At 66.6% G+C, this 20,130-nt stretch carries 24 protein-coding genes; 18 read left to right on the plus strand and 6 right to left on the minus strand.

Annotated elements, in window-relative coordinates; genetic code table 11:
* The first annotated feature begins 90 nt into the window (after positions 1 to 90).
* The 10 genes from AC07NY_RS12600 (at position 91) to AC07NY_RS12645 (ending at position 9,065) form a co-directional block, all read left to right on the plus strand.
* Positions 91 to 705 carry a ribonuclease D gene (locus AC07NY_RS12600; protein WP_492284524.1) on the plus strand — a complete coding sequence of 205 codons (615 nt, stop codon included), beginning with the start codon at positions 91 to 93 and terminating at the stop codon, positions 703 to 705.
* A 156-nt stretch (positions 706 to 861) separates the two neighbouring features.
* Positions 862 to 1,638 (plus strand): LPS export ABC transporter periplasmic protein LptC, encoded by a 777-nt coding sequence (gene lptC / locus AC07NY_RS12605; RefSeq protein WP_492284523.1) that lies wholly within the window; start codon positions 862 to 864, stop codon positions 1,636 to 1,638.
* Position 1,639: 1 nt separating this feature from the next.
* Positions 1,640 to 2,356 (plus strand): LptA/OstA family protein, encoded by a 717-nt coding sequence (locus AC07NY_RS12610; protein ID WP_494584123.1) that lies wholly within the window; start codon positions 1,640 to 1,642, stop codon positions 2,354 to 2,356.
* Between the two features lie 10 nt (positions 2,357 to 2,366).
* Positions 2,367 to 3,248 (plus strand): LPS export ABC transporter ATP-binding protein, encoded by an 882-nt coding sequence (gene lptB, locus AC07NY_RS12615; RefSeq protein WP_494584124.1) that lies wholly within the window; start codon positions 2,367 to 2,369, stop codon positions 3,246 to 3,248.
* A gap of 160 nt (positions 3,249 to 3,408) precedes the next feature.
* Positions 3,409 to 4,938, plus strand: a complete 1,530-nt coding sequence (gene rpoN, locus AC07NY_RS12620; protein ID WP_494584125.1) for an RNA polymerase factor sigma-54 — start codon at positions 3,409 to 3,411, stop codon at positions 4,936 to 4,938.
* 130 nt (positions 4,939 to 5,068) lie between these two features.
* Positions 5,069 to 5,653, plus strand: a complete 585-nt coding sequence (gene hpf, locus AC07NY_RS12625) for a ribosome hibernation-promoting factor, HPF/YfiA family (protein WP_492284519.1) — start codon at positions 5,069 to 5,071, stop codon at positions 5,651 to 5,653.
* Positions 5,654 to 5,738: 85 nt separating this feature from the next.
* Positions 5,739 to 6,200: a PTS IIA-like nitrogen regulatory protein PtsN gene (gene ptsN, locus AC07NY_RS12630; RefSeq protein ID WP_336809999.1), complete on the plus strand. Its 462-nt coding sequence runs from the start codon at positions 5,739 to 5,741 to the stop codon at positions 6,198 to 6,200.
* A gap of 131 nt (positions 6,201 to 6,331) precedes the next feature.
* On the plus strand, positions 6,332 to 7,948 hold the full coding sequence (locus AC07NY_RS12635; RefSeq protein ID WP_494584126.1) for a fumarate hydratase: 1,617 nt from the start codon (positions 6,332 to 6,334) through the stop codon (positions 7,946 to 7,948).
* Positions 7,945 to 8,268 carry a hypothetical protein gene (locus AC07NY_RS12640; RefSeq protein WP_494584127.1) on the plus strand — a complete coding sequence of 108 codons (324 nt, stop codon included), beginning with the start codon at positions 7,945 to 7,947 and terminating at the stop codon, positions 8,266 to 8,268. The genes AC07NY_RS12635 and AC07NY_RS12640 overlap by 4 nt, the downstream gene beginning before the upstream one ends.
* 143 nt (positions 8,269 to 8,411) lie before the next feature.
* Entirely contained in the window at positions 8,412 to 9,065 is a 654-nt protein-coding gene (locus tag AC07NY_RS12645) for an MBL fold metallo-hydrolase (RefSeq protein ID WP_494584128.1), read from the plus strand.
* 291 nt (positions 9,066 to 9,356) lie between these two features.
* On the opposite strand, the gene AC07NY_RS12650 is transcribed toward AC07NY_RS12645, so the two are convergent.
* The 3 genes from AC07NY_RS12650 to efp all read right to left on the minus strand — a co-directional run bounded on the left by AC07NY_RS12650 (position 9,357) and on the right by efp (position 11,031).
* Positions 9,357 to 9,836 (minus strand): GNAT family N-acetyltransferase, encoded by a 480-nt coding sequence (locus tag AC07NY_RS12650; RefSeq protein WP_494584129.1) that lies wholly within the window; start codon positions 9,834 to 9,836, stop codon positions 9,357 to 9,359.
* Positions 9,837 to 9,852: 16 nt separating this feature from the next.
* Entirely contained in the window at positions 9,853 to 10,371 is a 519-nt protein-coding gene (locus AC07NY_RS12655) for a DUF1993 domain-containing protein (protein WP_494584130.1), read from the minus strand.
* 90 nt (positions 10,372 to 10,461) lie between these two features.
* Entirely contained in the window at positions 10,462 to 11,031 is a 570-nt protein-coding gene (gene efp, locus AC07NY_RS12660) for an elongation factor P (RefSeq protein WP_306226669.1), read from the minus strand.
* A 116-nt stretch (positions 11,032 to 11,147) separates the two neighbouring features.
* Here efp and epmA point away from each other — a divergent pair, with 116 nt between their 5' ends.
* The 3 genes from epmA to AC07NY_RS12675 are packed head-to-tail and all read left to right on the plus strand — an operon-like array spanning position 11,148 to position 13,956.
* The gene (gene epmA, locus AC07NY_RS12665) at positions 11,148 to 12,212 is read left to right on the plus strand and encodes an EF-P lysine aminoacylase EpmA (protein ID WP_494584131.1); all 1,065 of its coding nucleotides are present in this window, start codon (positions 11,148 to 11,150) and stop codon (positions 12,210 to 12,212) included.
* Positions 12,209 to 13,276, plus strand: a complete 1,068-nt coding sequence (locus AC07NY_RS12670; protein ID WP_494584132.1) for a lysine-2,3-aminomutase-like protein — start codon at positions 12,209 to 12,211, stop codon at positions 13,274 to 13,276. Before epmA ends, AC07NY_RS12670 begins: the two co-directional genes overlap by 4 nt.
* 17 nt (positions 13,277 to 13,293) lie before the next feature.
* On the plus strand, positions 13,294 to 13,956 hold the full coding sequence (locus tag AC07NY_RS12675; protein ID WP_494584133.1) for a DsbA family oxidoreductase: 663 nt from the start codon (positions 13,294 to 13,296) through the stop codon (positions 13,954 to 13,956).
* 12 nt (positions 13,957 to 13,968) lie between these two features.
* Here AC07NY_RS12675 and AC07NY_RS12680 read toward each other — a convergent pair whose 3' ends face one another.
* Positions 13,969 to 14,739: a TSUP family transporter gene (locus AC07NY_RS12680; RefSeq protein ID WP_494584134.1), complete on the minus strand. Its 771-nt coding sequence runs from the start codon at positions 14,737 to 14,739 to the stop codon at positions 13,969 to 13,971.
* Between the two features lie 255 nt (positions 14,740 to 14,994).
* Here AC07NY_RS12680 and AC07NY_RS12685 point away from each other — a divergent pair, with 255 nt between their 5' ends.
* From AC07NY_RS12685 to AC07NY_RS12700, 4 genes are all read left to right on the plus strand, one after another.
* Positions 14,995 to 15,459, plus strand: coding sequence for a hypothetical protein (locus AC07NY_RS12685; protein WP_494584135.1), 465 nt, complete (start codon positions 14,995 to 14,997; stop codon positions 15,457 to 15,459).
* Between the two features lie 112 nt (positions 15,460 to 15,571).
* Positions 15,572 to 16,276 (plus strand): orotidine-5'-phosphate decarboxylase, encoded by a 705-nt coding sequence (gene pyrF / locus AC07NY_RS12690; protein WP_494584136.1) that lies wholly within the window; start codon positions 15,572 to 15,574, stop codon positions 16,274 to 16,276.
* Between the two features lie 38 nt (positions 16,277 to 16,314).
* On the plus strand, positions 16,315 to 16,602 hold the full coding sequence (locus tag AC07NY_RS12695) for a DUF1330 domain-containing protein (RefSeq protein ID WP_492284506.1): 288 nt from the start codon (positions 16,315 to 16,317) through the stop codon (positions 16,600 to 16,602).
* A gap of 2 nt (positions 16,603 to 16,604) precedes the next feature.
* The gene (locus tag AC07NY_RS12700; protein ID WP_492284505.1) at positions 16,605 to 16,913 is read left to right on the plus strand and encodes a DUF1330 domain-containing protein; all 309 of its coding nucleotides are present in this window, start codon (positions 16,605 to 16,607) and stop codon (positions 16,911 to 16,913) included.
* A gap of 152 nt (positions 16,914 to 17,065) precedes the next feature.
* Here AC07NY_RS12700 and AC07NY_RS12705 read toward each other — a convergent pair whose 3' ends face one another.
* The gene (locus AC07NY_RS12705; protein ID WP_494584137.1) at positions 17,066 to 18,202 is read right to left on the minus strand and encodes a helix-turn-helix transcriptional regulator; all 1,137 of its coding nucleotides are present in this window, start codon (positions 18,200 to 18,202) and stop codon (positions 17,066 to 17,068) included.
* A gap of 120 nt (positions 18,203 to 18,322) precedes the next feature.
* Positions 18,323 to 19,264, minus strand: coding sequence for a PfkB family carbohydrate kinase (locus AC07NY_RS12710; protein ID WP_494584138.1), 942 nt, complete (start codon positions 19,262 to 19,264; stop codon positions 18,323 to 18,325).
* A gap of 61 nt (positions 19,265 to 19,325) precedes the next feature.
* On the opposite strand from AC07NY_RS12710, the gene AC07NY_RS12715 reads away from it, so the two are divergent.
* Entirely contained in the window at positions 19,326 to 20,108 is a 783-nt protein-coding gene (locus AC07NY_RS12715) for a GntR family transcriptional regulator (RefSeq protein ID WP_494584139.1), read from the plus strand.
* The last annotated feature ends 22 nt before the right edge of the window (positions 20,109 to 20,130 follow it).

Below are 20,130 nucleotides of genomic sequence, written 5' to 3' on the forward strand. Positions count from 1 at the left end.
CGCGTCGCTGTCGGCACGCGGCCTGTCGTTTCCCGTTTCGTGAAGTGCAGTCGAAGGGCGCGTTCGCGCGGCCCCAGTGAGGTTTCGAGCATGACCATCCGCTTTCATCGCGGCGACCTGCCGGACGGCTATGAGGCCGGGGCGAGCGTCGCGATCGATACCGAGACGCTCGGCCTCAATCCGCATCGGGACCGGCTCTGCGTCGTCCAGCTGTCGCGTGGAGACGGCACCGCGGACGTCGTGCAGATCCCGAAGGGCGGCGAGCGGCCGAAGAACCTGATCCGCCTGCTCGAGGATCCGGCGGTGCTGAAGCTCTTCCACTTCGCCCGTTTCGATGTCGCCGTGCTCAAGCATGCCTTCGGCGTGGTCACCGCGCCGGTCTATTGCACCAAGATCGCTTCGAAGCTCACCCGCACCTATACCGACCGGCACGGGCTCAAGGATCTCGTGCGCGAGCTGCTCGGTGTCGAATTGTCGAAGCAGCAGCAATCGTCCGACTGGGGTGCCGACACGCTGAGCGAGGCGCAGCTCGCCTATGCCGCCTCCGACGTGCTGCACCTTCATGGCCTGCACGAGAAGCTGGAGACGATGCTTGCGCGCGAGGGGCGCCGGCATCTTGCACAGGCCTGTTTCCAGTTCCTGCCCTACCGCGCGGAGCTCGATCTCGCGGGCTGGGACGAGACGGATATCTTCGCCCACACTTGACAATTTCTAAGGCTTCTTGCGTCAGTCTGCGCGCGGGTGAGGCGCGCGGTGGTGCGCCTGCCCCTCTGGACGAGCCGCGCGAGGGCGCGATGCGGCCCGTCCCGTGACACGAAAATGCCGTGAGCGGCTGCCATTGCGCGGGGCATGACTTTGGCAATGACCTTCAACGACCCGGCGGCGGGGCTGTCCGCGCAGGCGCTGCGTCGGCGCGCGGCCTTTGGCGCGGCGCGTCGCCATACGCGGTTGGTGCATCTCCTGCGCCGCCTGATTCCCGTCGCTTCAGTGGTCCTGGTGCTGGCGTTGGTCGTGGTGCCCTTCCTCTCGCCGCTCGGCGGCAAGCTGGCCAATGTCTCGGTCAGTTCCGTCGGCATCACCGGCGGCAAGGTCAAGATGGAGACGCCGAAGCTCTCCGGCTATCGCAAGGACAACCGGCCCTATCAGGTCACGGCCGTGAACGCCTTCCAGGAGATCAAGAACCCGACTCAGGTCGAGCTGCAGACCCTGACGGCGCGCATCCAGATGGAGCGCGAGGGCTGGGTGACGGTGAATGCGAAGACGGGCTTGTTCGACACGCAGAAGGAAAAGCTGCGCCTCGTCGACGACGTCAAGATCCGCACCGAGAACGGCCACGACATGCAGATGAAGACCGCAGATGTCGACTTCAAGGCCGGCACCGTGGTCTCGAAGGAGCCCGTCAAGGTCAGCCTCGGCGAGACCACCGTCGATGCCGACACACTTGACGTGAAGAACAATGGCGAGTTGATCGCTTTCGAAGGGCGGGTGCGGGTCTTCATCCGGAACGCGCCAGCAGGTACGCTCGCCGGCCCCGAACGCGAGGGCAGCACTCCGATGCCGGAACTGCTGAACGCGAATCGGGTTCCCCCTGCGGATGGGGTGCCGGCAGGCGACGCCGGGAATGGGAAGAGACAGTGACATGACCAAGGTTGGCCAGATGCTCCGTTTCGCGCATGCCCGTGACGCCGCGCTGCTCCTTGTAGCGGGTTTCGCGCTCATCGGTGCGCCCCAGGCGGCTTTCGCGCAGGCGGCGCCCGCCAAGGCGCGCGGCGCCTCCTCGGCGCTGGGCGGGCTCGGCGGCGACAGCAAGGAACCGATCAAGATCGACGCCGACAAGCTCGATGTGCTCGACAAGGAGAACAAGGCGGTCTTCTCCGGCAATGTCGTAGCCGTGCAGGGCGAGACGACGGTTCGCTGCACGATCATGACCGTGCTCTACGAAGGCCGCGGTGGCCCGGGCGGAACCGCCGGCCGCCCGGCGACCCCGGCCCCAGCCCCGGCTCCCGTGGCGACGGGCGCGGCAGGGCAGGGCAATGACAGCTCGATCAAGCGCATCCTGTGCAAGGGGCCGGTCACCGTGGTCTCGAAGACGCAAGCCGCGACCTCCGACAATGCCGAGTTCGACCGGGCCAACAACGTCGTCATCATGACCGGCAACGTGGCCCTCAATGACGGGCCGAACATCACCCGCGGCGAGAAGCTGATCTACAACACCACCACCGGCGTCGCGAATGTTGAGAACCGGGGTGGGCGCGTGCAGGGCTTCTTCGTGCCGAATGCGGGCGACGCCAATAAGCCGGACGCCGCCAAGCCCGGCGCCAAGCCGGCTCAGCCGGCCCCGAAGCCCACCAACTGATCGTGCTGCAGTGACCGTTTCCGAAGCGCCTCGTCCCTCGGCCGCGCCGGCGCGGCCGGCTCCACGCCCGCAGCAGCCGGGCGCCTTAGGCCGTCTGCGCGGGTTGTTCGGCAAAAGCGATCAGGGCAGCGCAAGGCAGGCGCCTGCTGGCGTCGCCGCCATCGGCGGGGCAGGGGTCCTTGCCGTCGCCGGCCTGCGCAAGAGCTATGGCGGCCGTGCCGTCGTTTCCGATGCCAGCCTTCACCTGCGCCAGGGCGAGGCGGTCGGCCTGCTCGGCCCCAACGGCGCCGGCAAGACCACGATCTTCTACATGATCACCGGCCTCGTCGCGGCCGATGCCGGCGTCATCTCGCTCGAAGGCAACGACATCACCGCCTTGCCGATGTACCAGCGCGCGCGCCTCGGAATCGGTTACCTCCCGCAGGAAGCCTCGATCTTCCGCGGCCTGTCGGTCGAGGACAATATCCGCTCGGTGCTGGAAGTGGTCGAGCCCGACCGCAAGGCGCGCGAGCGCCAGCTCGACCAGCTGCTCGAAGAGTTCACCATCGCCCGCCTGCGCAAGGCGCCCTCGATCGCGCTGTCGGGCGGCGAGCGCCGCCGCTGCGAGATCGCCCGTGCGCTCGCCGGCAAGCCCTCCTTCATCCTGCTCGATGAGCCTTTCGCCGGCATCGACCCGATCGCGGTCGGCGACATCCAGGCGCTGGTGCGCCAGCTCACCGACCGCGGCATCGGCGTGCTGATCACCGACCACAACGTCCGCGAAACGCTCGGTCTGGTCGATCGGGCCTATATCATCCATTCCGGGCGCGTTCTGACCGAAGGCTCCCCGGCCGAGATCATCGCCAACCCGGACGTCCGGCGCGTCTATCTCGGCGAGGATTTCCGCCTCTGAGGCGCTGCGGCTGGCTTGCGAAGGCGCTTTTGTTGCGGCGCATCAATTTTCCGGCCGCAGACATGGCTGAGCCTTTGACGCGGCGGTGAGCCGGCGCTAGTGTCCCTTCCGCAAGCAAGAAGCGTGCCGATGGTGCGCGAGCGGGAAGGGCCTTTCGCGTATGGCGATGATGCCGCGCATGGAGCTGCGCCAGGGCCAGTCCCTGGTGATGACGCCGCAGCTGCTGCAGGCGATCAAGCTCCTGCAGCTCTCGCATCTCGAACTCCAGAATTTCGTCGAGGGCGAGCTGGAGCGCAATCCCTTGCTGGAACGCGATGAGGGGGCGGAGCAGCCGGCCCGCTCCGATGGCGGCGATAGCCCTCACGCCGCCGATGCCGAAAGCTTCGCCAAGGCCGAGAGCCTGCATACGCAGGAGGGCATGGAAGGCCGGCTCGGCACCGGCCTCGACAACGTCTTCCAGAACGAGCAGCCGACAGTCGCCCGCAGCGAGGCGAACGGCGCCGACAGCCTGCCGATCGTCGGTGGCGCCTATGGCGCGACGGGCGGCTCCTTCGACGGCGATCCCGAGGGTTTCGAGAGCAGCCTGACGGCGGATGCCTCGTTGCACGATCATCTCGTCGCCCAGCTCGACCTTGCCGTCGTGACGCCGGCCGACCGCATCATTGGCCGCCATATCATCGATGCGGTCGATGACAGCGGCTATCTCGGCGAGCCCCTCGTGGAGATCGCCGAGCGCCTCGGCGTGGCCATCGACAGGGTCGAGACGGTCCTGCGCGTCGTCCAGGGCTTCGATCCCTCCGGCATCGCCGCCCGCGACGTCGCCGAGTGCCTCGCCATCCAGCTGCGCGACCGCAACCGCTTCGACCCGGCCATGCAGGTCTTGGTCGCGAACCTGCATCTCGTCGCCAAGCGCGACTTCGCCGCGCTGAAGCGCCTCTGCGGCGTCGATGACGAGGACATCGCCGACATGGTCGGGGAGATCCGCCGTCTCGACCCCAAGCCCGGCCGTGCCTTCGGTGGCTCGGCCGCCGAGACTGTGGTGCCGGATGTCTTCATCCGCGCCGCGCCGGACGGCTCCTGGCTGATCGACCTCAACCCCGACACCTTGCCGCGCCTGCTCGTCAACCAGACCTATCACGCGCGCGTCTCTCGGGCGGCCCGCAACGATGCGGACAAGGCCTTCATTGCCGAATGCCTGCAGACGGCGAACTGGCTGACCCGCTCGCTGGAGCAGCGTGCCCGGACGATCCTGAAGGTCGCGAGCGAGATCGTGCGCCAGCAGGACGGCTTCTTCGCCCATGGCGTCGAGCATCTGCGCCCGCTCAACCTCAAGACCGTGGCCGACGCCATCGGCATGCACGAATCGACCGTCTCGCGCGTGACCTCGAACAAATACCTGACCTGCTCGCGCGGGGTCTTCGAAATGAAATATTTCTTCTCGGCCGCGATCGCCGCGACCGGCTATGGCGAGGCGCATTCGGCGGAGGCCGTGCGCTTCCGGATCAAGCAGATGATCGACGACGAGAGCCCTTCGGCGGTTCTCTCGGATGATGCCATTGTGACCCGTTTGAAGGGCGGTGGCATCGATATCGCCCGGCGTACTGTGGCGAAATACCGCGAATCCCTGAGAATCCCGTCCTCGATGGAGCGGCGGCGCGAGAAGGTCGCCATGGCCGCGGCAGAACGCTGAGCGAATTTGTTCCAAAGGGCCCGCGCATGCGCGCCATGACTGCGCCGGCTCATTGACAACCCCGACTCCCGGTTCTTAGCTCCTAGGGATGGCCGAACTGGGCCATGGCTAAACCAAGGGGAAGCACTCCATGAGCTTGCGAATCTCCGGCAAGAATCTCGACGTCGGCGAGGCCCTGCGCGGTCAGGCCGAGGAGCGGGTCGCTGCGGCGGTCAGCAAATATTACGAGGGTGGCTATCAGGGCCATGTCACGGTCGACAAGGACGGCTCCGCCTTCCGGACCGACGGTGTCCTGCACCTCTCCTCCGGGATCACGCTGGAAGCCTCCGCCACCGCCCACGATCCCTATGCCAGCCTCGACAAGATGGCTGAGCGCATCGAGAAGCGGCTGCGACGCTACAAGCGACGGTTGAAGGACCGTTCGAGTGCCAATGGCCGCGATGTCGGAATCGAAATCCCCAGCTATGTGATCGCGGCCCCCGATGACGATGTCGAGGATTTCGACGGGGTTTCGGCTGGCGACAACCCGGTGATCGTCGCGGAATCGACCAAATCCCTGCATGTCAGGACGGTTAGCGACGCAGTGGCCGAGCTCGACCTGACCGGGGCGCCGGTCGTCGTCTTCCGCCACGCTGGCAATGGCCGCATGAACATCGTATATCGCCGCGGCGACGGTAATATCGGCTGGATCGACCCGCCGGCATCGCTGTCCTGAAGGCCGGCGGGCGATCCGCTCCGGCCGTCGAACCTGACCCGTGCCGACGCATTTCGGCCGGCACGGGACATGCATGGACGGGCGAATGACGCTGACCGATCTTCTGAGCCCCGCCGCGGTGATCTCGCCGCTGCGGGCCAACGGCAAGAAGCAGGCTCTGCAGGAGCTTGCCCAGCATGCCGCCACGCTGACGGGCCTGCCGGACCGGGAGCTGTTCGAAGCGCTGCTCCAGCGTGAGCGCCTCGGCTCGACCGGCATCGGCGAGGGTATCGCCATCCCGCACGGCCGGATGCCCGGCATCGACCGCCTCGTCGGGCTCTTCGCCCGCACCGAGAAGCCGATCGATTTCGACGCGCTCGATGGCCAGCCGGTCGATATCATCTTCGTCCTGATCGCGCCCGAGGGCGCGGGCGCCGACCATCTCAAGGCGCTCGCCCGTGTCGCGCGCGTGTTGCGCAACCAGTCCGTTCTGGAACAGGTCCGCAAGGTCCGCGACCCCTCGGCGATCTATGCGATCCTCGCCGAATCGGCGGCACAGGCAGCCTAGGCCCTGTTCTCGGCTTAAACGCATTAAAGACTGCTTGGACGATCCCGGCCAACGGGCTATGACCCCGGCTGGATCGGCGCCGCGTCTCTCATGTCCTGAACGCGGCGCGCCCTGTTTCGGAGCCGCTGGTCATGGCCTATACGCATGTCGATCTTTTCCCGCTCGGCGAGGATACGACGCCTTATCGCAAGCTCGGCAGCGAGGGTGTCAGCGTCGAGAAGATCGGCGACCGCGAGGTCCTGAGTGTTTCGCGCGAGGCGATCCGCCAGCTCTCCGAACAAGCCTTCATCGATATCAACCACCTGCTGCGTCCCGGCCATCTCGCCCAGCTCGGCAAGATCCTCGATGATCCCGAGGCGACCTCGAACGACAAGTTCGTCGCCTATGATCTCCTGAAGAACGCCAACATCGCGGCCGGCGGCGTGCTGCCGATGTGCCAGGACACCGGCACCGCGATCATCATGGGCAAGAAGGGCCGCAAGGTCTGGACCGATGGCGAGGACGAGGCGGCGCTCGGCGAGGGTGTGGCGGACGCCTATTTCAAACGCAACCTGCGCTATTCCCAGCTCGCGCCGCTCTCGATGTTCGAGGAGAAGAACACCGCGACCAACCTGCCGGCGCAGATCGACATCTACGCCGAGGGCGAGGACGCCTATAAATTCCTCTTCGTCTGCAAGGGCGGCGGCTCGGCCAACAAGACCTTCCTCTATCAGGCCACGCCCTCGCTTCTCACCAAGGACCGCTTGATGGCGTTCCTGAAGGAGAAGATCCTCACGCTGGGCACCGCCGCCTGCCCGCCCTACCATCTCGCCATCGTCATCGGCGGCACCTCGGCCGAGCAGACCCTGAAGACGGTCAAGCTCGCCTCGACCAAATATCTCGACGCGCTGCCGACGAAGGGCTCACCCAGCGGCCATGCCTTCCGCGACATCGAGATGGAGGAAGAGGTTCATAAGATGACGCAGGCGCTCGGCGTCGGCGCGCAGTTCGGCGGCAAGTATTTCTGCCACGACGTGCGCGTCATCCGCCTGCCGCGCCATGGCGCCTCGTTGCCGATCGGGCTCGGCGTCTCCTGCTCGGCCGACCGTCAGGCCAAGGGCAAGATCACCAAGGACGGCATTTTCCTCGAGGCGCTGGAGACCGATCCGTCCAAGTACCTCCCGGATGTCGACGAGGCGAAGCTCGGCGGCGCGGTCGTCAAGATCGATCTCAACCAGCCGATGAGCGAAATCCTCGCCACGCTGTCGCAGCACCCGGTCAAGACGCGCCTGTCGCTGACCGGCACGATCGTCGTCGCGCGCGACCTCGCCCATGCCAAGATCCGCGAGCGGCTGGAGCGCGGCGAGGGCATGCCCGATTATTTCAAGAACCACCCGGTCTATTACGCCGGCCCGGCCAAGACGCCGGAGGGCTTCGCCTCCGGCTCCTTCGGCCCGACCACGGCCGGCCGCATGGATTCCTTCGTCGACCAGTTCCAGTCCTTCGGCGGCTCGATGGTGATGCTGGCCAAGGGCAATCGCTCGGCGGCCGTGCGCGAAGCCTGCAAGGCCCATGGCGGCTTCTATCTCGGCTCGATCGGGGGGCCGGCCGCGCGGCTCGCGCAGGATTGCATCCGCAAGGTAGAGGTTCTCGAATATGCCGAGCTCGGCATGGAGGCGGTCTGGCGGATCGAGGTCGAGGATTTCCCGGCCTTCATCGTCATCGATGACAAGGGCAACGACTTCTTCAAGGAGCTGAACCTCGGATGAGGCTCGCGCTGACCTTGGCGGCGCTTCTGCTGACCGGCCCGGCGCTGGCCCAGCAGCCGCGCCCGGCGACCTGCTCGCGCGACCTCTTCCAGAACGAGGCCGGTTTCCGCCAGCAGCAGACGCGGCTCGCCGGCGTGGCGAGCGCCGACCAAGCGACGCAGTGCCGGACCTTTCGCGAGCATGTCGCCTATCTCCAGAAAGCGCGCTCGGTCTTCGCCACCTGCCAGGATGGGCCGGAGCGCGCGCGCAATGTCGCGGAGATGGATTCCGAGCTGGTGAACTACCGCGCACTGATCGCCAATCGCTGCGGCGGGCGGTGAGTTTGCGCCCAGCGACTGCCGCCGTCATGCTCGGGCTTGACCCGAGCATCTCCTGAAAGAGATTCTCGGGTCTGCGCTTCGCTACGCCCGAGAATGACGGCCTCACCGCGCCACCGGCATTTCAAGCCCCGAAAGATTCCCCCATGACCGACCAGCAGCCACCGCTCCAGATCGCCGTCGTGCCGGTGACGCCGTTCCAGCAGAACTGCGCGATCGTCTGGGAGCCGAAGTCGAAAGAGGCGGCGATCATCGATCCCGGCGGCGACGTCCCGCGCCTGCAGGCCGCGATCAAGGAACTCGGCGTCACGCCGGTCGCGATCTGGCTGACCCATGGTCATCTCGACCATGCCGGCGGCGCGACCGAGCTGGCGCAGGCGCTGTCGATCCCGATCATCGGGCCGCATGAGGGCGACAAGCCCTTGCTCGACGCCTTGCCGGAGCAGGGCCTGCGCTTCGATATCCATGGCATGAAGGCCGTCGTGCCGACGCGCTGGCTCAACGAGGGCGATACGGTCTCGCTTGGGGACCTGACCTTCGCGGTCGCGCATGTGCCCGGCCATTCGCCGGGCCATGTCACCTTCTTCCAGAAGGACTTGCGCTTCCTGCTGGCGGGCGACACCGTCTTCGCCGGCTCGGTCGGTCGTACCGATTTCCCCTATGGCGACCATGAGGCGCTGATCTCGGGGATCAAGACCAAGCTCCTGCCGCTCGGCGACGACGTCCAGTTCCTGCCCGGCCATGGCCCGGCGAGCACGCTGGGCGAGGAGCGGCAGAACAATCCGTTCCTGCAAGATTGAGAGAACGCCATGGCGTCATGCTCGCCCTTGTGGCGAGCATCCACGTTGTGAACACTACCTTGACCAGCGAAGACTTGGATGGTCGGGACCAGCCCGGCGGAAGACGGAAACGAAAAGACCCGCAGCGGATGTCCGCTACGGGCCTCGGAATGAACCAACGGCCATGTCCTGAACGGGTGCGCGTACATCCGGCGTCAAACGTTCGGCTCATGGCCGTCTTCAACGGCGCTGGAGAGCTGTGGAACGCTCTCGACATCGCCGTGATCCTGAAATGGGAATGGCTGTTCCCGTTTACAAGGCCCCGTCTGAAAAAGATCGGCGCCACTCGTAGAGCGCGTCCGGCTCGCCCTCTTCGTTGCGCGCGCCGTCGTTGAGATCGACCAGTTGGAAGCCGTGGCGCTCGTAGAAGGCCCGCGCAGCCGCGTTCCGCTGGAAAGTGAACAGATGAAGCCGCTCCGGGCTCAGCTCTTTCGCCTTTGCGAGCAGCAATGAGCCGATGCCGCGCCGAAACTGGCCCGGCAGCAGATAGAGCTGGTCGAGGTCCTCGCCGTCGAGGCAGAGGAAGCCGAGGATGCGCCCGGCCTCCCGCGCGACCCAGGTCTCGCCGGTGGCGAGCCTGACATGCGCGATCCAACCCCGGACCTCGTCGTCGCTATGGACGCGACGCAGATAGGGCAGGGCCTGCGCGCGCGACGCCAGATAGAGCGTCGCGATCTCCCCGGCATCCCGGGGAGAGGCGCGTTCGATCGTGATGGCAGGCGCCGCGCTCATGCCCGTAAGGCTGGCCTCAGGCGTCGAAGACGCCGAGCAGGAAGTCCTGCTTGCCGATCTGGAAGCCGTTCTGGCGCAGGATGTCGTAGGCCGTCGTGGCGTGGAAATAGAAGTTCGGGATGGCGAAGCGGGTGAGATAGGCCTCGCCGGTCATCGTCACCGTCGCCGAGGGGCCGCGCGGGAAGGTGACCTCGCGGCCAAGCCCGGCATCGAGCACAGCGCCGTCGGCGGCTGCGATGAAGGCGAGCGTCTTGGCGATGCGCTCCTTCAGCTCCGGGAAGCTCTTTTCCTCATCGGGGAAGCGCGGGTTCTCGCCGCCCGACAGACGCGCGACCGCGTTCTTGGCGAAGTCGCAGCAGAGCTGGATCTGGCGGGTGAAGGCCAGCATGTCCGGCGCGAGCCGGGCGGAGAGCAGCACTTCCGGCTGGATCTTGCGGGTCTCGGCCTGGTCCACGGCCTTGTCGAGAATGGCGTCGAGCGCCTTGAGCGTCTGTACGAAGCCGGAAAGGGCGGCGGCCTTGACTGAGAGCGTCATGAATGTCCTCGGAAACGACAACGGGCCCGGAAAGGGCCCGCTGCGTAAGCTATAGAGGAGAACTTTCTCCTGCGCTCTGCGCGCAAGAAATTAGTCCTTCGCGCGCTCGACATAGGAGCCGTCGGCGGTCATCACGACGACGCGGGTGCCGACGCCGACATGCGGCGGCACGGCGCTGCGCACGCCGTTCGACAGGATCGCCGGCTTGTAGGAGGAGGAGGCCGTCTGGCCCTTCGTCACCGGCTCGGTCTCGACGACCTCGAGCGTGACGCGCTGCGGCAATTCGATCGCGACGGCCTTGTCCTCGAACACCGAGAGCGAGACCTTCATGTTCTCCTGGAGATAGGGAGCGGCGTCGCCGATCACGTCCTTGTCGACCGGGATCTGGTCGTAGGTCTCCGGGTTCATGAAGACGTACTGCTCGCCGTCCTGATAGAGATAGGTGAAGTCGCGGTCCTCGACATAGGCGCGCTCAACCTGCTCGGTCGTCTTGTAGCGCTGGGTCATCTTGGTGCCGTCGGAGATGCGGCGCATGTCGATCTGCGTCGTCGGGGTGCCCTTGCCGGGGAAGAAGCTCTCGGCCGAGATGACCGTGCACAGATGTCCGTCCAGATCCAGGACGTTGCCCTTGCGGACGGAAGAGGCGATGACCTTGACCACGTGAATGTCCTTCTGGTGCGCAGCGTTGTCGCGCGCTATGCGAATTCCTGTCGCCGCGCAACTACCGCATTCGCGCGCGAAACGAAAGCTTTCCGACGCATTCCATGCGAGTTTCGATGAGTTCGTCCCCGACGCCGTTCTGGCGGCCCGATGTTCATGCTGACCGCCGCCCGGCCCTGCTGGCGCGCGGGCGGATCAAGACGGCGCTGCGGCGCTGGTTCGAGGCTCGCGCCTTCACCGAGGTCGAGGCGGCGATCCTTCAACTCTCGCCCGGGAACGAGACGCACCTGCACGGCTTCGGCACGACGCTGATCGACAATGCCGCCGAGCCGCATCCCTATTACCTGCACACCTCGCCGGAATTCGCTGCCAAGAAGCTGCTGGCGGCCGGAGAGACGCGCATCTTCGATTTCGCCCGCGTCTTCCGCAATCGCGAGCGCACGGCCCTGCACCATCCCGAATTCACGATGCTGGAATGGTATCGCGCCGGCGAGGACTATGAGGCGTTGATGCAGGATTGCGCGGCGCTGCTGGCCGAAGCCGCCCGCGCGGCCGGCGCCACCATGCTGCGCTGGCGCGGCATCGAGGCCGACCCCTTCGCCGAGCCCGAGCGCCTGACCTTGCAGGAAGCCTTCAAGCGCCATGCCGGGATCGACTTACTGCGAACAGTGACGGCAGATCACGACGTAGATCGCGGTGGGCTCGCCGCCGATGCGGTCGAGGCCGGCATCCGTGTCGCCGCCGACGATAGCTGGTCCGACATCTTCAGCCGCATTCTCTCCGAGCGCATCGAGCCGCATCTCGGCCGTGGCCGCGCCACGATCCTCTGCGAATACCCGATCAGCGAGGCCGCGCTGGCCCGGCCCAAGCCGGGCGATCCGCGCGTGGCCGAGCGCTTCGAGCTCTATGCCTGCGGTGTCGAGCTCGCCAATGCCTTCGGCGAGCTCACCGACCCGGCCGAGCAGCGCCGCCGTTTCGAAGCCGATATGGACGAGAAGGAGCGCATCTATGGCGAGCGCTATCCGGTCGACGAGGATTTCCTGGCAGCACTGGCGCTGATGCCGGCGGCTTCCGGCATTGCGCTCGGCTTCGATCGGCTCGTCATGCTCTGCGTGGGCGCGCGCCGGATCGAGGATGTGCTCTGGACGCCGGTCGCGGAACCGGGCAGGGGAAGGGCATGACCGTTCACCAGCCCCCCGGTGGCCAGCCTTTGCGCAGCATCGACGCGCTCGTCGAGGCCGGCCTCGCCGCGCCCGCGCGCCGTGAAGCGCTGCAGAAGGTGGCGGAACGCTATGCCGTTTCGGTGACGCCGGCTATCGCCGAGTTGATCGACCCCAATGATCTGGACGATCCGATCGCGCGCCAGTTCATTCCCGATGCGGCCGAGCTCGTCACGCTGCCGCAGGAACTCGCCGACCCGATCGGCGACGACGCGCATTCCCCGGTCGAGGGCGTGGTCCATCGCTATCCGGATCGCGCTTTGCTCAAGCTCGTCCATGCCTGCCCGGTCTATTGCCGCTTCTGCTTCCGGCGCGAGATGGTCGGCCCCGGCGGCGATGCCTTGACCGGCGCGAAGCTCGATGCCGCGCTTGCCTATCTCGCTTCCCGGCCGGAGATCTGGGAGGTGATCATGACCGGTGGCGATCCCTTCATCCTCTCCGCCCGCCGCGTCCGCGAGGTGGCGAAGCGCCTGGCCAGCATCCCGCATATCAAGGTCGCGCGTTGGCACACTCGCGTGCCCGTCGTCGATCCCGGCCGGATCACGCCCGATTATGCGAAGGCGCTGCGCATCCCCGGCAAGGCGAGCTATATCGCCATCCACGCCAACCATCCGCGCGAGTTCACCGACGAGGCCTGCGCCGCCATCGCGACGCTCGCCGATGCCGGCCATGTCCTGCTGAGCCAGTCCGTGCTGCTCAAGGGCGTCAATGCCGATGTCGAGACGCTGGGCGCCCTGATGCGCGCCTTCGTCGAGAACCGCATCAAGCCCTATTACCTGCACCATCCCGATCTCGCGCCCGGCACCTCGCATTTCCGTTTGACGCTGGAAGAGGGGCAGGCGCTGGTCAAAAGCCTGCGCGGCAACCTTTCCGGGTTGTGCCAGCCGACCTATATCCTCGACATTCCCGGCGGCGCCGGCAAGATTCCGGTCGGCCCCGCCTTCCTGTCCGGTTGCGAGACGCCGGGCGTGGAGGCGGTCGCCGAAGACCGTCACGGCGGGCAGCATCGCTACCCGCCCGCCTGAGACCTGAGGATATCGACATGCAGGACAAGCTGCCGCTCGCCATCGTCTCCGACATCGCCTGCCCCTGGTGCTTCATCGGTCGCGCGCGGCTGGAGACGGCGCTCGATCGCTACGGCCTGAACGACCGCTTCGCCATCACCTGGCTGCCCTATGAATTGAACCCGGAGATGCCCGCCGAGGGCATGGACCGCAACCAGTACCTGGAGGGCAAGTTCGGTCCCGGCAAGCGCAAGGAGATCGAGGTCCGGCTGTCGGAAGCGGCGCTGGAGAGCGGTGTCACCTTCAACTGGGCAAAGGTCACGAAGAGCGTCAACACCCGCATGGCGCATATGCTGGTCGCGGCCGCCTCGACGGTGCAGCGCGGCGGCGACATGACGGCCGCCCTGTTCAAGGCCTATTGGCAGGACGGGCGCGATATCGGCGATATCGAGACGCTGGTCCAGATCGCGGTCGAGCAGGGCTTCGACGAGCAGGCCGCCCGCGACGAACTCGCCAATGACGAGTTGCGCGAGACGGTGATCGGGCTGGAGGATCACGCCCGCAAGGTCGGCGTCACCGGCGTGCCCTTCTTCATCATCGACAGCAAGCTCGCGGTTTCCGGCGCGCAGCCGCCGGATGTCTGGGGGCAGGTCTTCCAGGAGGTTTTCGCCGCGCGGGCCCCGCAGGAACCGCAGTTCTGAGGCGACGGGGCCTCAGAACGCGCCTTTCAGCATGTGGGCGACCGCCGGCGCGCCGAGCGAAACGCCCGACAGGAACAGCAGCATGAACACGATCTGCCGCATCACGGCCTGTGTGAGCGGCGGCGGGTAACGCCGCGCCAGATGCGTGCCCAGCATCACTGCCGGAATGGCGAAGAGCCCCGAGAGCGTCGATGGGGCGGGAATCTGGTCGGTGGCGATGACCAGCCCCGTGCGGAACAGGGCGTTCAGCGCGAAGATCGTGACCAGCGTTTCCCGGACGACCACCAGAGGCATCGGCTGGCGGTAGAAATGGTAGACGAGCGGAGGGCCGCCCGTGGAGAACATGCCGCTCATCAATCCCGCGATGCTCCCGAAGAACAGGTAGCTCGGCGCTCCGGATGGCTGCTTGAGCGGTTCCGGTTTCCTCGCCAGTTGCAGACTGGAGACGATGATCACGAAACCCAGCGCCAGCCGCAGTAGATCGGCGCGGCTGGCGGCGAGCCATTCGAGCAGATGGAAGCCGATGAAGACGAAGGGCCAGCTCGCGACCATCACCAGCCCGAACTTGCGCCAGTCGACATCGCGCCAGCCCTTGAGCAGCATCTGAAACGCATTGACCAGCGTGAGCGCACTGATGAGCATCGCCGCATCCGGCAGCGAGAGCAGGCCGGTCAGCCCGACGCCGCCCATCGCGATCAGCCCGAAGGCGAAGCCTGTCAGCGTCTGGACATAGGCCGCCATGCCGGTCAGCAGTAGAAACCCGACGAGGGCAGCCAGGGACATTGCGGTCTGTTTCCGGGAGAGCGTGGAGCGAGGCCTAGAGCATTGCCGCGCAGGCTGAAATCCATTTTCCGGCAAAGCTGATGTGCGCTGGGGGATCGCAGGTCGCATCGTCACGGCATTGTCATGCTGCTGTTGCCTTCGGGCCATGGTGGTGGCCGTTCTGCCCGCTGCGAATGCGGCCGAAGGTTGACTTGGTCGGGGCAGCGCGGGCACGATCCCCCCGCTCGCGATCAATCCACAGCAGGAGCGGCGAAGATGCTGTCGATCCCGAACCGCGCAGCCGTGTGCTTTTTCGGCTTTGCGTTGACCGGTTGCATGCAGTCGATGCCGACCGCGGAGACGATCACGCGGCCGACCATGGAAGCCTTCACGCGGCTGGGCTCGTGGACGCCCTGGCGCTCGTCTCCCGAGCAGCCCCAGCCTGTCGTCGTGGCCGTTCAGAGTGCTCCTCCGTTAGCCGAACCCGTCAAGGAACAGTCTGTGCCGCTGGTTGTGCAGCCTCAGGCCAGGGCCAGGCCGGTGGCCCGCCCGGTGCCTCAGCTGGCCTCGTCGCGGGCACGGCCCGTGCTTCCGATACCGGCCGCCGTGACGCCTGCTGCTGTGGCCGTCCCGGCGCCTGCTGCTGCTGCACCGTCATCGGCGCTGCCAGCCAACGTCGTCTGCCAGACCGCGAGCCAGCCCGGCGAGCGTGTGCGGATGGAGTGCACGCCGGTCGAGTGACCGCCTGATCGACCGGCCTTCCAGCCGCCGGGCTCGTGAAGAGCGCGGCTTGCGCGCCCTTGCATCATCATTCGAATCATGCGCCTTCCCTCGAAACTCAGGGAATTACGCGATGCAAAAGATCAACGATGTCCGCGACCGCCTGATCGTCGCCCTCGACGTGCCGACCGTGTGGGACGCCTACCGCCTCGTCTCGACGCTGGGCGACGGCGTCTCGTTCTACAAGATCGGCTATCGCCTCGCCTTCGCCGGTGGGCTCGATCTCGCGCGCCAGCTCGTGGCCGAGGGCAAGAAGGTCTTCCTCGACCTCAAGCTGCATGACATCGGCAACACCGTGACCGAGGGCGTCGACTCGCTGAAGAAGCTCGGCGTCACCTTCCTCACCGTCCACGCCTATCCGCAGACCATGCGCGGCGCGGTCGAAGGGCGCGGCGATGCGGCCTTGAAGCTGCTCGCGGTCACCGCGCTGACCTCCTATGACGACGGCGACCTGCGCGATGCCGGCTACGGCCTCGCCGTGCGCGATCTCGTGCGCCTGCGCGCCGAGCAGGCCCGCACCGCCGGCATCGACGGCATCGTCTGCTCGGCCGCCGAGGCCGAGATCGTGCGCGAGGTCATCGGCAAGGACATGGTCATCGTCACGCCCGGCATTCGCCCCTCCGGCAGCGCGGCGGGCGACCAGAAGCGCACGCTGACCCCGGCCGAGGCGATCCGCATCGGCGCCGACCATCTTGTCGTCGGGCGTCCCATCATCCGCGCGGCAGACCCGCGTGCGGCGGCGGGCGCGGTCATGGACGAGATCGTCGCGGCTTCGTAAGCTCCCGCCCGGACTCGATTCAAGCAACGGATAGCACCATGCCCAAGGGATATGTCATCGGCCGCGCCAAGGTCACCGACGCGACCAAATGGGCGAGCTATGCCGCCAAGGCCTCCGAAGTGATCAAGCAATATGGCGGCACGCCGGTCGTGCGCGGCGGCCAGATGACGGTCGGTGAGGGCGAAGGCCGCGCCCGCAACGTCGTGCTCGAGTTCAAGGATTTCGAGACGGCCCGCGCCTATCTCTTCTCCCCGGAATATGCCGAGGCCCGCAAGCTGCGCGAGGGCGCCGGCGAGATCGATCTCGTCGCTGTCGAAGGGATCTGACCGTGGCCAAGGGCTACTGGATCGCGCGCGTCGATGTCGAGAACGCCGAGGCCTACGCCAAGTATCGTTCGCTCAATGCCGTGGCCTTCGCCAAATACGGGGCGAAGTTCCTGGTCCGCGGCGGCGAATACAAGCTCGCTCGCGGTGAGGGCCGCAAGCACAACGTCGTCCTCGAGTTCAAGGACGAGGAGACGGCCCGCGCCTGCTATGCCTCGCCTGAATATCAGGAGGCGGTGAAGCATCTCAGTGCCGCCGGCCAGTCCGATCTCGTGATCATCGGCGGCTATGACGGCTCGCAGCCTGGCGAATAGGCCTTAGGGCGAGGGCCTTCTCCGTCATTTGGATGACGAAAGGCGCGATGGAGCGCCCGTAATCTCCCCTTCGTAGCCTGACGGAGGGGAGATCGGGCGCGTGAGCCGGGCGAGGCTCGAATGCGTCCCGACCCAGCCCCGATGTCGATGTCTCAGCGTGGGCGCAGGGGGAGCGCCGCGCTGCGTAGCAGTGAAACGAGCTGACTTTGCTGGCGCGTGTTCGTCTTCTGGAAGATGCGCGCCAGGTGCGTGCGTGCGGTCGAGATCCGGACGCCCTGGGCTTCGGCCGCTTCCGTCAGGGATGATCCGCTCGCGAGCGCGGAGGCGAACTTCGCTTCGGCATCGGTGAGATCGAAAAGCTGGCGCGCGCACGCCACAAGATTGGTCGCCGTTTCCAGCCGCCGCAGCGCGATCAGCACCTTGCCGGCCGCATGAGCCTGCGGGGAGGGGGGCGCTGGCATGGCGCAGGCTGAAAGCGAATGAGATCCGTCCTCGCCATGCAGGATCATGCTGGCCTGTGTCGGGGCAAGGGGATCCTGCGAGCTGCGCAGCGCGCCCTCGACCAGCTGCCGAAGCTGGCGCTGGTCGGCCGGCTGGCGCGCGAAGAGCCGCCCCTGCCGCAGCCCGACCGCGCTGTCGGGGTCCGACAATATCTCGTCGGCGCCCTCGTTGGCGTAGGCGATCCGCATGTCCTGGTCGAGGATCGCGATGCCCATCGCGACCCGGTCGAGCGCACCGCGCGCCTCGTCCCGCTGGATCGTCACCCGGCCGATATGGCGGCGCAGTTCGACGACGCGCCTGAGCACCGGATAGAGCTTTTCGAGCAGGGCGACGTCCTCGGCGTCGAAGGCTTCCTGCTGTCGGCCGCGTTGGACGTCGAAGAACCAGAAGGCCTCGCCGTTCTTGGCGAGGCGGCAGGCCATGCCGCCATACATGTCCTGCGGGCGCATCCATTCCTGCCAGACGCGCGTGCTGCGCAGGGCTTCCTCGCCGAACACCTCGTTGTCGCGGTAGATCACGCCGAGGGGGATATCGCGCAATGCGTCGCCCATCTCGATGAAGTCGGAGGCGAGGTCGCCGAAGCAGCGTTCCTGCAGCGCGGCATCGGGATTGGTCGCATAGGACGCCCAGTCCTCCGGGCTCGGCCCGAAGCCGGCGAAGCAGGCTTTCGAGCCGTTGAACAGCAGCCGCATCGCTTCGGCGGCGGCTTGCATCTGCTCTTCATCCATCGCGCCGGCCAGCAACTGGTCGATCGCGGACATGACGGTATCGACATCGAGGCGCGGCATGAGACATCCCGGCTGGCCACGGAAGACGCACGCGTGGCGCGCCTCTCGGAAGCTAGCAGCATGGCGTGCTCGGGAAAAGTCCAAAAACAATCCAAAGTTTTTTATCGATCCGGGCTGACCTCACCTGCCGGCCATGGCGTCGATGGCGGCATGCGTCGGCAGCGCATCGAAGACGCCGTGTCGGGTCGTGGTCAGGGCTCCGGCGATCGCTGCATCGCGCAGGGCGTCGGGGAGAGAACGTCCCGTCGCCAACCGGACTCCAAGCGTCGCGGCGAAGGCGTCGCCAGCGCCGAGCGAATCGATGGTCTCGACGGCAAAGCCCTTCTGTTCGATGACCTGACCATCCGCCGTCGCAGCGATCGCCCCGGCCGCGCCCCGCGTCACGACGACGAGCTCTGGCCCGCGTTTCATCAGCTCCCGCACCAACTCCGCCGCGAAATGCCGCGGCTGCGTCATCCCGTCTGGCTCCAGGCCCAGCGAGAGCGCGAGGCTGCCGGCCTCGCTCTCGTTGACGATCAGGATCGAGGTCCGCGCCAGCATCGCTTCAGGAATGTCCCGGAAGGGCGAGGGATTGAGCAGGGTCGGGACACCGGCCTGCCGGGCCAGGGCGAATGCCGCCTCGATCGGCGCATCGCCGATCTCGAACTGGGCCGTCACCAACGCCGCTCCTGCAATGGCCCTCGCTCGCTGCCGGACATGCTCGGCCGAGAGGGCGAGATTGGCGCCGGATGCGATGGCGACGCAGGTTTCTCCACTGGCATCGGTGAAGCCGATGCCGCTTCCGGTGCTGCCCGTGAGCCGGACCAACATGGATGGCGGCAGGCCGGCCCGTTCGAGCGCCGGCAAGGCGAAGGCGGCGGCGAGGTCGTCGCCCACTGCGAGCAGGCCTTCCACATCCATGCCGAGGCGTCGCGCCATGATCGCCTGGTTCAGCCCCTTGCCGCCGGGCTCGATCGTCACGGTCTCGGCGGCGAGTGCTTCCCCGGGGCGCGGGAAGCGGGCGACCTTCGCCGAGCAGGCGACCACGAAGCTTCCGAGCACAAAGACGGGTTTGCCGGTCACGGCAGTCTCCGGGAATTTGATTTTGCCATTCACGAACTGCTACGCGGGTTGTGACACGCTCATGCAAACCAAGACAGTGCCTAAGACGCCTCTCGCCAAGCCGCCCTTCCAGGATTTGCTGGAATTGCGCACCGACACCGCCAAGCCGCTTTACCAGCAGCTCGAGGACCAGCTGAGCCGGCTGATCGGTGATGGCACCTTGCCGGCGGGCACGACGCTTCCGGCCGAGCGCCAGCTCGCCGAGCGGCTCAGCATCAGCCGTGCCACCGTCCAGCGGTCCTACAATGCCTTGCGCGAGCGAAAGTTGCTGAGCGCGCAGGGGCGCCTGGGCTCTATCGTCCAGGGAGCGGGGCCGCGCCTGCATTCCGGCATGGATCGGCTCAAGGGCTTTACCGAGGAAATGAAGGAGCTCGGCCGGGTACCGTCGTCGCGGATCATCGAACGATCCGTGGTGAATGACCGCTCGATCGCATCGATCTTCGGTCACTCATCGCATGCGCGCTTCCTCAAGCTGGTCCGCATTCGTTCGGGCGACGGTATCCCGATGTCGCGGGAGGTTGCCTGGTACAATCTGGAGCGTGCGCCCGACCTGGCCGAGAGCGATCTCTCGGGCTCGGTCTATGCCCGCCTCGCCGCGCTCGGCCTGCCGCTGACGCGTTGCGAGCAGACCATCGAGGCCGCGGCGCCCACCGTCGAGGAATGCGCGATCTTCGGCTTCGCGGTTCCCGTGCCTTGCCTGCTGATCAAGCGGCGCAGCTATGGTGCAGACGGCGACATGCTCGAATATGTCGAGGGCCTGTTCCGCGGCGATACCTATACCTACAAGCTGACGCTGACCGCCTGACATCCTGCGGTAGAGGCCGTCG

This window comes from Allobosea sp. GW821-FHT09G06 (genome assembly GCF_059416005.1).

Excerpts from the sequence above, each read along its gene's own strand:
- hpf (WP_492284519.1), top strand. The coding sequence starts at position 5,069 with ATGAGCTTGCGAATCTCCGGCAAGAATCTCGACGTCGGCGAGGCCCTG.
- AC07NY_RS12635 (WP_494584126.1), top strand. The coding sequence starts at position 6,332 with ATGGCCTATACGCATGTCGATCTTTTCCCGCTCGGCGAGGATACGACG.
- AC07NY_RS12705 (WP_494584137.1), bottom strand. The coding sequence starts at position 18,202 with ATGCCGCGCCTCGATGTCGATACCGTCATGTCCGCGATCGACCAGTTG.
- AC07NY_RS12655 (WP_494584130.1), bottom strand. The coding sequence starts at position 10,371 with ATGACGCTCTCAGTCAAGGCCGCCGCCCTTTCCGGCTTCGTACAGACG.
- AC07NY_RS12640 (WP_494584127.1), top strand. The coding sequence starts at position 7,945 with ATGAGGCTCGCGCTGACCTTGGCGGCGCTTCTGCTGACCGGCCCGGCG.
- rpoN (WP_494584125.1), top strand. The coding sequence starts at position 3,409 with ATGGCGATGATGCCGCGCATGGAGCTGCGCCAGGGCCAGTCCCTGGTG.
- AC07NY_RS12650 (WP_494584129.1), bottom strand. The coding sequence starts at position 9,836 with ATGAGCGCGGCGCCTGCCATCACGATCGAACGCGCCTCTCCCCGGGAT.
- AC07NY_RS12670 (WP_494584132.1), top strand. The coding sequence starts at position 12,209 with ATGACCGTTCACCAGCCCCCCGGTGGCCAGCCTTTGCGCAGCATCGAC.
- AC07NY_RS12600 (WP_492284524.1), top strand. The coding sequence starts at position 91 with ATGACCATCCGCTTTCATCGCGGCGACCTGCCGGACGGCTATGAGGCC.
- pyrF (WP_494584136.1), top strand. The coding sequence starts at position 15,572 with ATGCAAAAGATCAACGATGTCCGCGACCGCCTGATCGTCGCCCTCGAC.
- AC07NY_RS12685 (WP_494584135.1), top strand. The coding sequence starts at position 14,995 with ATGCTGTCGATCCCGAACCGCGCAGCCGTGTGCTTTTTCGGCTTTGCG.
- lptC (WP_492284523.1), top strand. The coding sequence starts at position 862 with ATGACCTTCAACGACCCGGCGGCGGGGCTGTCCGCGCAGGCGCTGCGT.
- AC07NY_RS12715 (WP_494584139.1), top strand. The coding sequence starts at position 19,326 with ATGCAAACCAAGACAGTGCCTAAGACGCCTCTCGCCAAGCCGCCCTTC.
- AC07NY_RS12695 (WP_492284506.1), top strand. The coding sequence starts at position 16,315 with ATGCCCAAGGGATATGTCATCGGCCGCGCCAAGGTCACCGACGCGACC.
- AC07NY_RS12680 (WP_494584134.1), bottom strand. The coding sequence starts at position 14,739 with ATGTCCCTGGCTGCCCTCGTCGGGTTTCTACTGCTGACCGGCATGGCG.
- AC07NY_RS12675 (WP_494584133.1), top strand. The coding sequence starts at position 13,294 with ATGCAGGACAAGCTGCCGCTCGCCATCGTCTCCGACATCGCCTGCCCC.
- AC07NY_RS12610 (WP_494584123.1), top strand. The coding sequence starts at position 1,640 with ATGACCAAGGTTGGCCAGATGCTCCGTTTCGCGCATGCCCGTGACGCC.
- epmA (WP_494584131.1), top strand. The coding sequence starts at position 11,148 with ATGAGTTCGTCCCCGACGCCGTTCTGGCGGCCCGATGTTCATGCTGAC.
- ptsN (WP_336809999.1), top strand. The coding sequence starts at position 5,739 with ATGACGCTGACCGATCTTCTGAGCCCCGCCGCGGTGATCTCGCCGCTG.
- AC07NY_RS12645 (WP_494584128.1), top strand. The coding sequence starts at position 8,412 with ATGACCGACCAGCAGCCACCGCTCCAGATCGCCGTCGTGCCGGTGACG.